Annotated in this window: 8 protein-coding genes; 4 read left to right on the top strand and 4 right to left on the bottom strand. The window is 73.7% G+C overall.

The annotated features are described in order from the left end of the window. Window positions 1-106: 106 nt before the first annotated feature. From ACOOHE_RS03235 to ACOOHE_RS03225, 3 genes are all read right to left on the bottom strand, one after another. Window positions 107-1822: a dipeptidyl-peptidase 3 family protein gene (locus tag ACOOHE_RS03235; RefSeq protein ID WP_420456365.1), complete on the bottom strand. Its 1716-nt coding sequence runs from the start codon at window positions 1820-1822 to the stop codon at window positions 107-109. Window positions 1823-2135: 313 nt separating this feature from the next. Continuing rightward, window positions 2136-3356: a hypothetical protein gene (locus tag ACOOHE_RS03230; protein WP_420456364.1), complete on the bottom strand. Its 1221-nt coding sequence runs from the start codon at window positions 3354-3356 to the stop codon at window positions 2136-2138. A 162-nt stretch (window positions 3357-3518) separates the two neighbouring features. Beyond that, the gene (locus ACOOHE_RS03225; protein WP_420456363.1) at window positions 3519-4118 is read right to left on the bottom strand and encodes a hypothetical protein; all 600 of its coding nucleotides are present in this window, start codon (window positions 4116-4118) and stop codon (window positions 3519-3521) included. A gap of 175 nt (window positions 4119-4293) precedes the next feature. Here ACOOHE_RS03225 and clpX point away from each other — a divergent pair, with 175 nt between their 5' ends. Beyond that, window positions 4294-5571 carry an ATP-dependent Clp protease ATP-binding subunit ClpX gene (gene clpX / locus ACOOHE_RS03220; RefSeq protein ID WP_420456362.1) on the top strand — a complete coding sequence of 426 codons (1278 nt, stop codon included), beginning with the start codon at window positions 4294-4296 and terminating at the stop codon, window positions 5569-5571. On the opposite strand, the gene ACOOHE_RS03215 is transcribed toward clpX, so the two are convergent. Next, window positions 5544-5714, bottom strand: a complete 171-nt coding sequence (locus ACOOHE_RS03215) for a hypothetical protein (RefSeq protein ID WP_420456361.1) — start codon at window positions 5712-5714, stop codon at window positions 5544-5546. The genes clpX and ACOOHE_RS03215 overlap by 28 nt on opposite strands. A gap of 210 nt (window positions 5715-5924) precedes the next feature. On the opposite strand from ACOOHE_RS03215, the gene ACOOHE_RS03210 reads away from it, so the two are divergent. The 3 genes from ACOOHE_RS03210 (at window position 5925) to ACOOHE_RS03200 (ending at window position 14776) form a co-directional block, all read left to right on the top strand. Then, window positions 5925-7004 carry a YihY/virulence factor BrkB family protein gene (locus tag ACOOHE_RS03210; RefSeq protein WP_420456360.1) on the top strand — a complete coding sequence of 360 codons (1080 nt, stop codon included), beginning with the start codon at window positions 5925-5927 and terminating at the stop codon, window positions 7002-7004. A 49-nt stretch (window positions 7005-7053) separates the two neighbouring features. Then, window positions 7054-9396 (top strand): BamA/OMP85 family outer membrane protein, encoded by a 2343-nt coding sequence (locus tag ACOOHE_RS03205; RefSeq protein ID WP_420456359.1) that lies wholly within the window; start codon window positions 7054-7056, stop codon window positions 9394-9396. A 100-nt stretch (window positions 9397-9496) separates the two neighbouring features. Then, window positions 9497-14776: a translocation/assembly module TamB domain-containing protein gene (locus ACOOHE_RS03200; RefSeq protein ID WP_420456358.1), complete on the top strand. Its 5280-nt coding sequence runs from the start codon at window positions 9497-9499 to the stop codon at window positions 14774-14776. Window positions 14777-14823: the final 47 nt, after the last annotated feature.

Here is a 14823-nt window from a genome sequence, read left to right as displayed (position 1 = left end):
GTGTGTCAGTGGGCCGGTGTGTCGGTGGGCCCGTGCGTCGGCGGTGAGCGGAGGCAAGGGACTGGCCTCCTGGTCGGCCGACTCACCGACCTACTGACCCACTGGCCTACCGGCGCGCCGGCGGGAGCGGGGCTGCCGGCTCGATCCCGAGCACGCCCTCGCCCTGCTCGTAGACGATGTCGACCGGGATGCCGGCCGCCGCGACCCGGTCGAGCGCCGCCGCGAGCGCCGGCGACGTCCGCCCGTACTGGCGGACGAACGTGTCGACGGCGTCGTAGTCGCCGTCGCCCTGCAACGTCAGGATCCGGCGCGCGAGGGCCTCGACGGCCGGGCCCATCTGGTCGGGGACCACGCGCCAGACCTCGCCGTCGGCCGTCGCCTCAGGCACGACGGCGCCGCGCTCCAGGAAGTCGTTCAGCCGGACCAGGTTGGCGCGGCCGTGCGCGCTCGACGCGCCGAACCGGATCGACCGGAAGACCGACGCCATGAACGTCACGTAGTGCTCGTCGAGCGTGGCCTCGTCCCACTCGCCGCGCTCGATGAGCTGCTGGACCATGTAGAGCCCGAGCACGTCGGCCTTCCCTTCTTCGAGCGCGCTCGCCCGGTCCTGCAGCGCCTCTCGAACCGTCCCCCTCCCGGTCACCGTGTTCTTGATGCCGAGCCCGTGCGCCACCTCGTGAAACATGGTGTTGCCGAAAAAGGCCTCGAACGTGACCAGGTCCCGCTGGTCGTCGGGCAGCAGCACCTCGGCGATGGGAACGAGAATCCGGTCGAACTTGGCCCGCATCACGTTCTTGAGCTGCAACCGCCGCGAGCCCTTCTCGAGCTGGACGGCCTCGTCGTTGGGCAGGTTGATGGCGATGGTCTTCGAACCCACGTTGGCGTCGCCGGCCACGAAGATCACGTCGTAGGCCCCGAGGTCGGCATCGGCGCCGGGCGTCTCGGTCTTGTAGCGGTCGTCGACGGGGAGCCCGCGCTGGAGCTCGGGCAGGAGCCGGGCGTAGCCGCGGAGCCGGTCGCTCCACGCCAGGTCCTTGACGAGCACGTAGGCCTCGTGCGCCGCCTTGAAGCCGGCCAGCCCATCCTCGTACGTCTCGATGGGCCCGATGACGATGTCGAGCGGGTTGTCGCGCATGTCCATCCAGGCGAAGTCGCTCGGCTGGTAGTCGTCGGCCAAGAGCGCGTCGGCGCGCAGGCGGAGGTAGCGCTCCAAGCCCGGGTCCTGCGCCAGGTCGGCGGCGGCGCGCAAGTGGGCCGCCGCCCGGCCGTGCGCCTCCGCAAACGCCTGGTGGTACGGGACGCCGACGAGCTGAGTCCCCTCGCGGCGGACGAGTGTGTAGAGGCCGGTCAGGTCGCGCTCGGGGTAGAGGTCGGCCGCCGCCAGCAGCTCGTCCTTGGTGAGGTCAGCCGGGTACAGGTTGGCCCCGAGCGGCTTCGGCCCGACGCCCGGGAGGAACGGCGCGTTGCCGTCGACCCGGTCCCACGGCCCCTTGTTGATCGTGACGTAGCGGCGGGCCGGCTCGCTGAGGCCGGCGAGCAGCGAGTCGCGGTCGCCGTACGCCTGCTGCCAGAACACGTCGTCGAGCGCCCGGGCCGCGGCGATAAGGTGGGGGAGCATGGCCCGCGTCGAGTCGCTGAGGCCCGAGAGGTCGGCGTCCAAGCGGACCGTCGTGTACTGGCCCAGGAGCGCGAGCAGTGTCGAGTCCTGGGCGCTGGCGGCGGCCAGGCCGTCCGTCGTGGCCGTCGGCGAGGGCCCGTCGGTCTGGGCGCGGGGCTGGCAGGCGCCGAGGGCGACGACGAGGGCAGCGAGGAGGAGCTTCATGGCCGGTCGGGAGCGCGGGCGGCCAAGATAGACGACCGGCCTCGGGAGGCCACAGCGACCCGCCCGGGTTCGCAGGACTACCGCGACCTCGGCGTCCGGCCGCCCCACCATGTCATCCTGAGCGGAGCGAAGGATCTCAACGCGGACTCCTGGCCCATAGGAAGCGGTGCCGGCGGGCCCGACGGTTCGTGCTGAGATCCTTCGCTCCGCTCAGGATGACACGTCAGGGGGTATGCGATAGCCCTGCCAGGTTCGTGCGGCTACGACCGTCGGCACGCGGCACGGCTGGCCTCGGCGTCGCGCCGGGCGGCCCTCACCACAAGGCCCACGCGCCTCCCTCGCGGCGGTAGACGTAGGCCGCGCCGCGCCCGTCGTAGGGCGCCCCGACGAGGAGGACCCCGTCCGACAGGGCCAGCCGCGACCCGAACGACGACGACGGCGAGAGGCCCCCGGGAGCGAGCGGGCCCGTCGGCGCCCACCCGTCTTCCTGGCGCTCGAACGTGAACACGGCGCCCCGGCCCCGGTCCTCGGACTCGGAGCCCACGACCACGAGCTCCTCATCGATGCCGACCGACTCGGCGAAAAAGTCGCGGATGGAGGGCTCGGGGTTGTCGAGCCGACCGGCCGGGACCCAGCCGGCGCCGCCCTCCTCGAACACGAACGCCGCGCCAACCGAGCGCTCCCCACCGACGACGGTGGCCGGGGCGCCCACGACGATCCGGTCCCCGTCAACGGCGACGGAGGAGCCGAACCGGCTCCCTGAGCCAATCCCGGCCGGCTCCGGGAGCACGGCGGCCGGGCCCGACACGTCGCCTCCGAGCTCGTACACGTAGACCGTCCCGGCGGTCGCGTCTGCGTTCTCCCCCGTCGTCGCTCCCACGACGACCCTCGACCCGTCGACGGCGACGGCCGCGCCGAACTCCAAGGTGCGGGCGGGGTCGGGCGGCAGGATCGTCCGGGCGAGGACCCAGCCCCTGTTCGCCCGCTCGAAGACCTGGACGACGTCGGGCTCGTCGGATCCCCAGGCTCGGCCAGAGGACACGAAGACGCGGCCGCCGCCCACCGCGACCGCGCGGCTGAAGATCCGGGGGGAGGGGAGGTCGGCGGGGTCAAGGCGGGCCGTCTGGGACCACCCGCCGGCCCGGCGCTCGAACACGTAGGCCGCCCCGAGCGGGGACTCCAGGGTCCCGCCCTCGCTGAGTGCCCCGACCACGACCACGTCGCCGGCGACGGCCACCGACCACCCGAACCCATCCCCGTCGCCGCTCCCAGCCGGCCGGAGGTCGGCCTCCCGGGTCCACCCGTCGGGGCCGAGGCCGTACACGGCAACGGCCCCACCGCTCACGCCGACGACGGCGGTCCGGCCGTCGGTCGCCACCCGGAACCCGGCCGCTTCGCCGTCGGCCGTGAGCCGGCCCGGGTCGCCGCCTCCGAGCACGTCGCACGCGCAGAAGAGGAGAGCGAGGAGACCGACGGCCCCCCGCGCCACAGGGCGCGCCCGAGGCGCGAGGTGCGGCGTGGGCAACGGGGACATGTCGTTCTGGGAGAGAGGGTGGGGCCGAGAACCGGCCGTCAGCAGATGTCGGACTGGGCGACGCACGACCCGTCAACGTAGACCATCCGCTGCACCCTGTACGTGAGCCCGGAAACTTGACCGCGGGGCTGGCAGGCGCCCAGGCCGGACCCGTCCGAGCGGCTACCGGTTCTGCCGTCGTCCGAACGTGAGCGCGGGGAACACCGAGATGTCGTCCCCCTCCCCGAACCAGACCGCGGCCACCTCGACCCCGAGGTAGTGCCGCGAGCGGCCGCTCGACAGCGGCGCGCGGACCCCGACGAACGGGCCGACCCCGCTCTCGCCGCGGCCGTCGAGCGAGACGAGCCCGCGGACGCCGCCGTACGCGGTCTCCACGCCCACGATGACCGCCGGGTAGGCGTAGACGAAGCCGGCCTCCGCCGGCCGCTGCGTCGCGAGCGTCCCGGACACGCCGAGGTTTGCCACGACGCCGACGTCGCCCGGCGCGTGGGGGCGGACGACCTGCACCGAGGCGTCGCCGCCGAGCACGAACGCACCGATCAGGCTGCCGCGGTCGTTGAGGAACACGTCGGCGCGGGCGCCGACTTCGAGGCGGTCGTTGAGCCCGTGGCGCACCCGGACCGACGGCTGGAACGGCCCCCCGAGCCCCCCTTCGACGCGCGTCCGGCCCGGCGCGAGCGTCTCGGGCGTCATCATCGGCGTCGGGTGGACGCAGCCGCCGACGAGCACGGCGAAGACGAGCAGGGCGAGTCGCGGCCCCATCGGAAGCAGGTCGGCGGTGGTGACGTGGAGCGCGCAAGCTAGGGGGCCCTCCCCCGCCGGCCCTGGTACGTCTGCACCACCCACCGACCGCGGGGCGCCCGGTCGAATCGTGCGGGGCGGCCGAGCGCGCACGCGGGCGGCCCTAGATTGCCGGACCTCCGCACCCGCACGCGCCATGCCCACCGGCGGCGACGACGTCATCCGCTGCTCGTTCTGCAGCCGCACGGCCCACGAGGTCACCTCGATGGTGGCCGGGCCCGAGGTCTACATCTGCGACCGCTGCATCCACGACGCCTCCGGGATCGTCCGCGGCGACCTCCAGGCCTACGTCCCGCCGTCCGGCATCGGCGCGCGGCGGGCCCCCGCGGGCCGGCCCCGCCGGATGACGCCGCGCGAGATCAAGGGGGCCTTGGACGAGCACGTGATCGGGCAGGACCTGGCCAAGCGCGCGCTCTCGGTCGCCGTCTACAACCACTACAAGCGGATCGAGGCCGAGGAGTACCTCCACGCCTTCGACGACGTCGAGCTCGAGAAGTCGAACATCCTGCTGCTCGGCCCGTCCGGCACCGGCAAGACGCTGCTGGCGCGGACGCTGGCGCGGATCCTCGACGTCCCGTTCTCGATCGCCGACGCCACGGCGCTGACCGAGGCCGGCTACGTCGGCGAGGACGTCGAGTCGATCCTGTCGCACCTGTTGCAGGCGGCCGACTACGACGTCGAGCGGGCCGAGCGCGGGATCATCTACGTCGACGAGGTCGACAAGCTCTCGCGCCGGGGCGACAACGCCTCGATCACGCGCGACGTCTCGGGCGAGGGCGTCCAGCAGGCGCTCCTGAAGATGCTCGAGGGGACGATCGCCGGCGTCCCGCCCAAGGGCGGCCGGAAGCACCCCGAGCAGTCGCTCGTCCAGTTCGACACGCGGAACGTCCTGTTCATCTGCGGCGGCGCGTTCGACGGGCTGGCGCCCCAGATCGCCCGGCGGCTCTCGCGGTCGCCCATCGGGTTCCACGCCGACGGCGGCGCCTCCAGCATCGACCCCCGCACGCCGACGCTCTTCCGCCACGCCGAGCCCGACGACCTGCTCCGCTACGGGCTCATCCCCGAGCTCATCGGCCGGCTCCCCGTGCTCACGGCGCTCGACGCGCTCACGCCCCACGACCTCCGCCGGATCCTGACCGACCCCAAGAACGCGCTCGTCCGCCAGTACCAGAAGCTGTTCGCGATGGACGGCGTGGACCTGGTCCTCGACGACGACGCGCTCGACGCGGTCGTGGACCGGGCCGTCGGGCTCAACACGGGCGCGCGCGGGCTCCGGTCGGTCCTGGAGGAGGCCCTGCTCGACCTCATGTTCGAGACGCCCGACGCGCACGCGGGCATGGTCTGCCGGATCACGGCCGCCTCGATCACCGACGGCGCGCCGCCGATCTACGAGGAGCGGAAGGCCTCGGCGTAGGAGAGCACGGAGAGCACGGAGAGCACGGAGAGCACGGAGAGCACGGAGAGCACGGAGAGCACGGAGAGCACGGAGAGCACGGAGAGCACGGAGAGCACGGAGAGCACGGAGAGCACGGAGAGCACGGAGAGCACGGAGAGCACGGAGAGCACCCCACGTTCGGACCGCTGAGCCTGGGGCGGGACGCCCCGCCTCGCCCTCCGCGTTCCCGGGTCTCTCCGTGCTCTCGGCGGCGCCAGCCGCGCTCTCCCCGCGGAGCGGGCCTCTCCCCACACTCCCCGCGCAGCGGGCCCCTGCCCCGTCGGGCATCGCCCCCTGGACTCGCCAGGGGAGACCGTCGTACTCTGGCGCCGATGCTGCGCTCCGCCGCCCACCACGCGAAGAAGGCCCTGACGCTGCCCCAGTACTACGGGAAGGGGCTGCTCAAGGTGCTCACCACGGACCCCGTGTTCCTGTGGGCCCAGGCCATCGCGTTCAAGACGCTCGTCACGCTGCTCCCGCTGCTGCTGCTGGCGACCGGCATCTTCGGCCTGGTGCTCCGGCAGGAGGACCCGTTCACGACGGTCTCCGGCTTCCTCCGGGCGTTCCTGCCGGCCGGCCAGAGCGACGGGCTCGTCGAGCTCGTGCTCCAGCTCCAGGAGGCCTCGGGCACGATCACCGTGTTCGGCGCCGTCGCGTTCCTGGTCACGGTCATCACGCTGTTCTCGACGCTGCGCTACGTGGTCGGCGAGGCGATGGGCGAGAACCGGCACAACATGCGGTCGCTCCTGGGCGGCTACGCCTTCGACTTGCGGATGATGGCCCAGGTGGGCAGCCTGTTCCTGCTCTCGTTCCTCATCACGGCGGCCATCCGCGTGCTGAGCGCCGAGAGCGGGGCGATGGCCGGGCGGATCGGGCTCGACGCCGGGGCCGTCTCGGCCGTGACCGGCGGGCTGCTCCAGGTCGTGACCGTCCTCGTCCCCTACATCCTGACGGTGGGGATGCTGGCCCAGCTCTACTACTTCGTGCCCCGGCCGCACCCCCCGGTCAAGAGCGCGCTCGTGGGCGCGGCGGCCGGCGCGGTCCTGTTCGAGCTGGCCAAGAACGGGTTCGCCCTCTACGCGACGCACGTGGCCAACTTCGACCAGTACGCCGACCAGGCCGAGGGCGGGCTCGGCGGGCTCGGCGGGGTGTTCGGGCTGATCCTGGCGTTCGTGTTCTGGGTCTACTTCTCGGGCCTGATCCTGGTCGTCGCGGCGGCCGTCGCGGCGATGCACGAGCGGCGGCACCGGCCGCGGCTGTCCCAGATCCGGAAGCGGTGGAACCACCGGGGCGCGCTCCACCGGCACCGCCGGCGGTTCCAGGCCGAGGCCGCCGACGCGCTCCCGGACGACCCGCCGGCCATCGGCGACGGGTCGGTCGAGGGCCAGCCGACCCCGGCAAGTTCACCGTGACCGCGCCGTCGCAGGGCTACCTTCGTCGCCTTTCCGCTCCGTCCGTCCGGTGACCCCCGTCCGCCCCGCTCCGTCCCCACGCCCGCGTTGGTGGAGAGCCGCGGCCGTCGCCCTCGTCCTGGCGGCGGGCGCCCAGGCCCAGGCCCCGCTCACGCTCGTCAACGACTCGACGGCGGTGAGCTCGGTCGCGTTCGACGTCTCGGACGGGCAGACGCTGCTCACGGCCAACCTCGAGCTCCAGATCGCGACGACGGCCCCGCCGCCGTCGTTCCTCTTCGGGCTCATCGGCGGCGACGACGGGGGGGCGTACCCGCTCGTCCCGGTCGAGCTGGCCAAGGACGCCGTCCGGCTCCAGCGGTACTACGTCGAGAGCGGGTTCCCCCTCGCCACCGTCGACTACGCGGTCGAGCTCGACACGACCGACAACACGGGCGCGGTCACGTTCGAGATCACCGAGGGGCCGCCGCTCCTGATCGAGCGCGTCACGTTCGCCGGGCCCGGCCAGAGCGACGTCGCGGCGGCGCTCGCGCCCGAGATCCGCGACGACTGGGCCCGGTTCACGCGGCGGACCGACGTCCGGCCGGGCGACCGGCTCGACGCGTTCGCCCTCGTCCGGCTCCAGAGCCAGACCATCGGGTGGCTGAGGAACCGGGGCTACGCCTGGGCCGACGCCGGCGCCGAGCAGTTCCCGGACTCGACGGGCCTGCGGGCCGGCGTCCGGGTCAAGGTCAACGTGGGCACCCGGGCCCGGATCGGGCGCGTGGTCGTCGAGGGCGACACGTCGCTCTCGTCGACCGTGATCGCGCGCGAGATCCCGGTCCAGTCCGGCGACCTGTTCAACGCCTCGGCGCTCGTCGACGGCCAGCAGGAGGTGTTCGGGCTGGGCCTGTTCTCGCTCGCGCTCGTCAACCAGGACCCGGCCGCCGTGCGCGGCGACTCCGTCGTCAACGTCGTCGCCCGCGTCCGGCGCGGGCCGTCGCGCGTGCTCAACGCCTTCGGGGGCTACTTCTCCGACGGCGGCGTGACCGTCCGGGGCTCGGCGACGCACCGGAACGCCTTCGAGGGCGCGCGCCAGCTCTCGCTCAACTTGGAGGCCCGGACCGGGATCGGCGGGATCAGCGGCCGGTCGGTCTCGGGCGGGCCCATCACCGACTACCGGGCGTCGGTCTCGTTCCGCCAGCCCTACGTGTTCGACCGCCGGCTCTCGTTCACCGTCCAGCCGTCGTACCGCATCCGCGACGACGAGATCGAGTCGAGCACCCAGGTCGAGCTCGCCAACACGCTCCTGTTCACCCGAGCCCCGCTCCAGACCGCCGCGCTCTCGCTCACGGGCCGGATGCGCGACTTGTCGCGGGGGCTCGGGCTGAGGCTGCTGGACGCGGGCCAGTTCGCGCTCCCGCCCGGGCCGTTCTTGCCGGACACACTCGAGGCCACGACGGGCGGCCTCGGGCTCGACGTCGTCTACGGCCAGCTCGACGACCCGCTCCAGCCGACGCGGGGGTTCGTGCTCCGGCCGTCGCTGGCGCTCGCGGCCGGCGACGTCAACTTCGGGCGCGGGCGGTTCGCGGCGACCGTGACGGTCCCGTTCCGGCGGCGCGTCGGGGTCGTGGGCCGGGCGACGGTCGGCGGGCTGGTCCCGTTCCGGGGGACGACGCCGGACGCCGTGGCCGACTACGTCCTGTTCCGGGACCAGCTGTTCTACGCCGGCGGCACGTCCGACGTCCGGGGCTGGGCGACGACGCTGCTCGGGCCCAAGACGTTCTCGGTCACGCCGCCGGTCGAGACGCCGGGCGTGCTCCCGGACCCGTCGAAGATCACGAGCCCGGCCGACGTGGGCTACATCGGGGTCGGCGGGCGCTACAAGGCCTCGGCGTCGGCCCAGGTCAACTTGCCGCTGGCGCTGGGGCCCCAGTGGGGCGTCAACCTGTTCGTCGACGCGGGCCGGGTGGCGGCGCCGAGCACGGCCCCCACGCAGGCGCTCCTGCGCGCCGGCGGGGCCGCGGCCGACTCGACGCTGGCCGACCTCCTGGACCGCGAGGGCGGCCTCCGCGTCGGCGCGGGCGCGGGCCTCCAGTACCTCACGCCGGTCGGGTTCGTCTCGATCGCGCTGGGCGTCAAGGTGAACCCGTCGTACCTCGACCGCCGGGCGGCGGCCCAGGTCTACTGCGGGAGCTCCATCGACGACGGCGTCTGCTTCAGCGGCGGGACCCCGAGCGGCGGCCTCCCGCTCGACGACAACGGCCGCCCGGCCGACGGCGTCGACATCCCCGGCTACATCGACGCCCGGCTCTCGGGCACCGACTTCGACCCCGACCTTATCCCGACGGGCAGCCTCGTCGGCCGGCTGTTCCGCCGGACCCAGTTCCACATCGCCATCGGGCAGACGTTCTGACCGGGGGCGGAAGGGGCGGAGGGGCCCACGCTCCTTCCCCTCTCCCCCCTGAGTTTTCTCCCCCGCTAGACCTTCCGGCCGGCTCCCGCGTTCACGCCCCGTGTCCACCGATCCCACCCGCATAGACCCCGGCTCGCTGGGCGACGGCGCCGCCCCCCGGGCGGACGTCCCGGCCGGCGTGTCGGGCCCCGACGCGGAGCTCGCCGGCGATGGCGGGCCCGCGTCGGAGACCGCCCACCGGCCGTGGGCGCGGCGCGTCGGGCGCGTGCTGCTGGGGCTCGTGGCCGTCGTGGCGCTCGTGGTCGTCGGCGCCCTCGTGTTCCTCCAGACCGGGGCCGGGCGGACGTTCGCGCGCGGGCTCGTCGTCGGCCAGATCACGAAGCTGCTGGCCGACGACGCCGAGGTCTCCCTCGACCGGCTCGACGGCAACTTCCTGACCGGCGCCCGGATGGTGGGCCTGGAGATCGGGCGCGCGGGCGAGACCGTGATCGCCGTCGACACACTGCTCGTCGACTACAACCTGCGGACGCTGTTCAACCAGACGTTCTCGGCCAGCCAGCTCTACATCGGCGGGCCCCGCGCCATCATCCGGCAGCGGGCCGACAGCACGTTCAACGTGGTCGGCTTGCTCAAGCCGTCGGAGGAGCAGAGCACGCTCACGATCATCCTCGACGAGCTCGCCGTCCACCGCGGCCACGCCGAGATCCACTGGTACCGGGCCGACGGCCGGGACTCGGTCCACACGGTGACGGACATCGAGGCGGTCGTGAAGGACTTCACGAAGGACCCGGAGAGCCTGGAGGGCGCCATCGACGCGCTGGCGCTCCGGGCGCTCGCGCCGTTCGACCGGGGCGAGGTCCGGGTGGCCGGGGCCGGCCGGTTCTCGAACGAGGACGTCGAGCTCCGCTCCCTCGCCGTCACGAGCCGCGCCGGCACCGACGTCCGGGGGACCACCCGGCTGGTGTTCACCGGCGACGGGTCGCTCCCCGTGTTCGACGCCACCATCGAGGCGGCGCCGCTGGCGCTCGAGGACGCCCGGGCCTTCGCCGGCGTCGAGGTCTACGGCGACCCCCGGATGCGCATCCGCGCCGAGTCCGACGGCGACCTCCTCACGACCTCGATCTCGGGCGCCCTCGACGAGGCCACCATCAACATCGACGGCGAGTTCTCGCGCGAGGCCGACGGGCCGGTCGGCTACCGCGCCGAGGGGACTCTGCGACGGTTCGACCCGTCGGTGATCACGCGCAACCCGGCGCTGGCGGCCGAGGTCACGGGCGACCTCCGGGTCAACCTCCGGGGCTCGTCGTTGGAGACGTTGAGCGGGCCGTTCAACGTGACGCTCCGCGAGACGCGCGTCGGTGGCCGGCAGATCGACCGGCTGGCGCTCGACGGGTCGTTCGCGGCCGGCCGCGTCTCGTTCGACCTCGACGGGGCCCTGCCCGGCGCCTCGCTGAGCGCCGAGGGCCGGGCCCGGCCGTTCGACGACGTGCCCACGTTCGAGGTGGCCGGCGACGCCCGCGACGTCGACCTCGGCGTGCTCCTGCCCGGCTCGGGCCGGACCGACACGTTCGCCGGCACGTTCGCCGTCGTCGGGCGCGGGGCCTCGGCCGACGACTTCTCGGGGACCGTCGCCGTCGACCTCGACCGGGCCACGGTCGGGCTCCCCAACGGCCCGCTCCGCTTCGACGACCTCCAGCTCGACGCCGACGTCCGGCGCGGCCAGGCCGCCTTCGACGCCGACGCCACGCTCGCCGGCGGCGACGGCCGGGTCGTGGCCTCGGGCGAGGTCGAGCTCGGCGACCCGCTCCGCTACGAGATCGAGCAGGGCCGGCTGGTCGGCGTCAACGTGGCCGCGCTCACGGGCGACCCGGCCCAGGCCAGCGACTTGACGGGCACGTTCACGCTCTCGGGCCGGGGCACCGACCCGCAGGAGGCGCCCATCGACGTGACCGTCTCGCTGCGGAACTCCAGCTTCGGGGCCTACGACCTGGCGGCGGCCGACCTCGACCTCCGCCTGCGCCGGGGCGTCGCGGCCGTCGACGCGGCCGTCGACCTGGGCCCGAGCGGGGCCGTCACCGTCGAGGGCTCGGCCCGGCCCTTTGCCGACCCGCTGGCGTTCGACCTCCGGGGGACCATGCGGAACCTCGACCTGTCCGGCGTCACCGGCAACCCGGACCAGGCCAGCGACCTCACGGGCGCGTTCACGGCGGCCGGCGCCGGCATCGACCCGGCCACGATGCGGCTCGACGCGAACCTCCGGATCACCGAGCCGTCGTCGTTCGGCGACCGGTTCGTCGACGCCGCCGACGTCGACGTGACGCTCCGGGCTGGGGCGCTGGCGCTCAACGGGACGCTGGAGACGCCCGAGGGCGAGCTCGACCTGGCCCTCTCGGGCCGCCCGTTCGACGCCAACCCCAGCTTCGCCTTCGAGAACACGTGCTTCCGCCGGCTCGACCTGTCGGACTTCGCGGAGGCGTCGCCGCGGACCAGCCTCAACGGCTGCTTCTCGGGCCAGGTCGCCGGCCTGGCGGACCTCCCCACGGCCACGGCCGACGGCGTGCTCACGTTGCGCCCGTCGCGCGTCAACGAGGCCCAGATCGACGACGGCCGCGTCCAGTTCACCCTCGCGCGCGGCGCGCTCGACGGGACGCTCCGCCTCGACTTGGTCGGCGGCGAGCGGCCCGGCCAGCCCGAGAGCGGGACCGTCACGGCCGCGTTCGACGCCCGGCCGTTCGACGACGAGATCCGCTACGCCGTGCGGGGCACCACCGAGGGGCTCGACGCGGGCGTCCTGCTCGACCTCCCGCCGGACCAGCCCCTGTTCTTGTCGACCTCGTTCGACCTCGAAGGCCGGGGGACCGACCCCGCCACGGCGACCATCGCCGGCTCGCTCACCGGCCGCGAGTCGACCGTCGGGCCGGTCGCGCTCGAAGCGCTCGACGTCCGGTTCGCCCTCGCCGACGGGATCGTCCGGGTCGACACGCTGTCGATCGACAGCGACCTGGTGACCGTCGTGGGCGGCGGGACGCTGGCGCTGTTCAACGACGCCGCGCCGTCGGACTTCCGGTTGGAAGGCGAGATCGAGAGCCTGGCGCCGTTGGCGAGCCTGACCGAGCAGACGGTCGGTTTGGAGAGCGGGTCGTTCGACCTGACGGTCTCGGCCGCGCCCGGCGCCCCGCTCGCCATCGTCGGCACGGCCCAGGCGCGGCAGATCGTGTTCGGCGAATACGGCCTGACCGGGCTCGACGCCGACCTCGACCTGACGTGGGACCGGGCCATGGCGGACTCGCTCGGGATCGACGCCCTCGGCGGCCAGGCCCAGGCGTCGTTCGACCTGCTCACGACCGAGACCCTGCGGATCCAGCGCGGCGACGGCACGTTGCGGGTCGACGACGGCGACCTCGTGGTCGACGCCTCCGTGACCGTCGACGACCGCCGCGACTTCGCGGTCGCCGGGCGCGTCGACCTCGAGACGAACGGGGTCACGCTGGAGACGGGGGAGGTCCAGATCGACAGCACCACGTGGCAGCTCCTCCAGCCGGCCCAGATCACGCTCGACGAGGGCATCGTCGACGTGCGCGGCCTGATCCTGGCCGCGAACCGGGGCGGGCAGCAGATCGCGGCCGACGGCCAGATCGACTTCTCGGGCGAGCAGAGCTTCGTGGTGACCGTCGAGAACGTGTCGATCGACGCGCTCACCGACCTGGCCGGGTTCGACGCGCTCGGCGGCGACCTCTCGGCGACGCTCGTGATGAGCGGCCCGGCCGCCGCCCCGCTCATCGACGGGACCGTCACGCTCGACGGCCTCACCTCGCGCGGCCAGCCCGTCGGCGCGCTCGCGGCGACGCTGGCGTACGCCGGCGACCAGCTCACCATCGACGCCGCGCTCACCCACGTCGACGGCGAGACGCTGACCATCGACGGCGCGGTCCCCCTCCAGTTCTCGCTCGCCGACGGGCCCGAGAGCCAGGAGGTCCGCGACGACGCCGAGGTCTCGCTCGTCGCCCGGGCCGACGCCTTCCCCATCGCGTGGGCCCGCCCGTTCCTGGACGACCGCGCCTACAACGCGCTCGGCGGGACGCTCCGGCTGGACCTGACGGTGACCGGGACCCAGGCGAGCCCCCGGCTCGACGGGGTCGCCACGCTCAGCGACGGGCGCCTGGGCGTCGTGGCCACGGGCCGCGTCTACGAGCCGATCCAGGCCGACGTCTCGTTCCAGAACGACCGGATCGGGCTCGACGACGTCCGCATCCTGGACGAGGACGGCCGGACGGCGCTCGACGTGACGGGCGAGATCCGGCTGAGGGAGCTGTCCGTCGGCGAGCTCGACCTGACGATTGTCCCCCGCGACTTCGTGGCGATGGACACGCGGACGTTCGACGGGCTCACGCTCGACCGCGGGACCGAGCCGCTCCGGCTCACGGGCACCCTCGACGCCCCGGTCCTGCGCGGCTCCGTGGCCCTGGCCCGCGGCGACATCTACCTCACCGACGAGCTGGTCCCGCCGGACCTCGACCCGGTCGAGCTGACCGACGCCCAGATCCGCGAGGTCGAGGCCCGGTTCGGCCGCGTCATCGCCGCCCGCGACACGGCCGTGAGCCGGTTCACCGACGCGCTCGCCTACAACCTGACCGTCGAGATTAGGGAGAACGTGTGGCTCCGGGCCAACTCCGGGCTCCCGTTCGACATCGAGTTCTCGGGCGACGTCGAGGCCCGCAAGCGGTCGTACGCCGAGTCCGGCCAGGTCTTCGGCCGGATCGAGCTCACGCGCGGGACGATCCAGACGCTGAGCCGGCGGTTCGAGCTCGAGGACGGGTCGATCACGCTCAACGGCGACGCGCTCGCGGCCATCGTCGACATCGCGGCCACGCTCGACATCCGGCTCGCCGGGACCATCGCCGGCCAGTCGTCGGCCACGATCACGCTCGCCGTCAACGGCCAGCTCGACGACAACCCCTCGATCCGGCTCTCGTCGGACCCCTCGATGGAGGCGGCCGACATCGTGTCGCTCATCGCGACGGGCCGGCTGGCCGGCGACTTCTCGGGCGGCGGCGGGATCGCGGGCGCCGGGCTCGGCGTCGGGATCGGCGCGCTCTCGGGCGTCGCCGAGGGCCTGGCGAGCGAGAAGCTGGGGCTCGAAGTCGCCCAGATCGACTACGAGGGGACCGACCTCGTGATCAAGTTCGGCGACTACCTCTCGACCAAGGCGTTCTGGACCCTCGGCGCCATCGTCCCGCTGGGGAGCACGTCGCAGGGCGAGCAGCGGCTCCCGTTCATCCTGGGCCTCGACTACGAGCTCCTGTCGTGGCTCCAGGCCCAGACCGAGTACAGCGGCCAGCGCGGGCTCGGCGGCGGGCTCGGCGTCGAGACGGCGTGGTGAGCGCCGAGGGTTCGGCGGGTCGAGCGGGTCTCGCCGGTTGGGCGGGT

It is taken from the genome of Rubrivirga sp. (genome assembly GCF_965213695.1).
Lineage (GTDB): Bacteria > Bacteroidota > Rhodothermia > Rhodothermales > Rubricoccaceae > Rubrivirga.
This window is presented reverse-complemented; position numbering and strand designations above follow the sequence as displayed.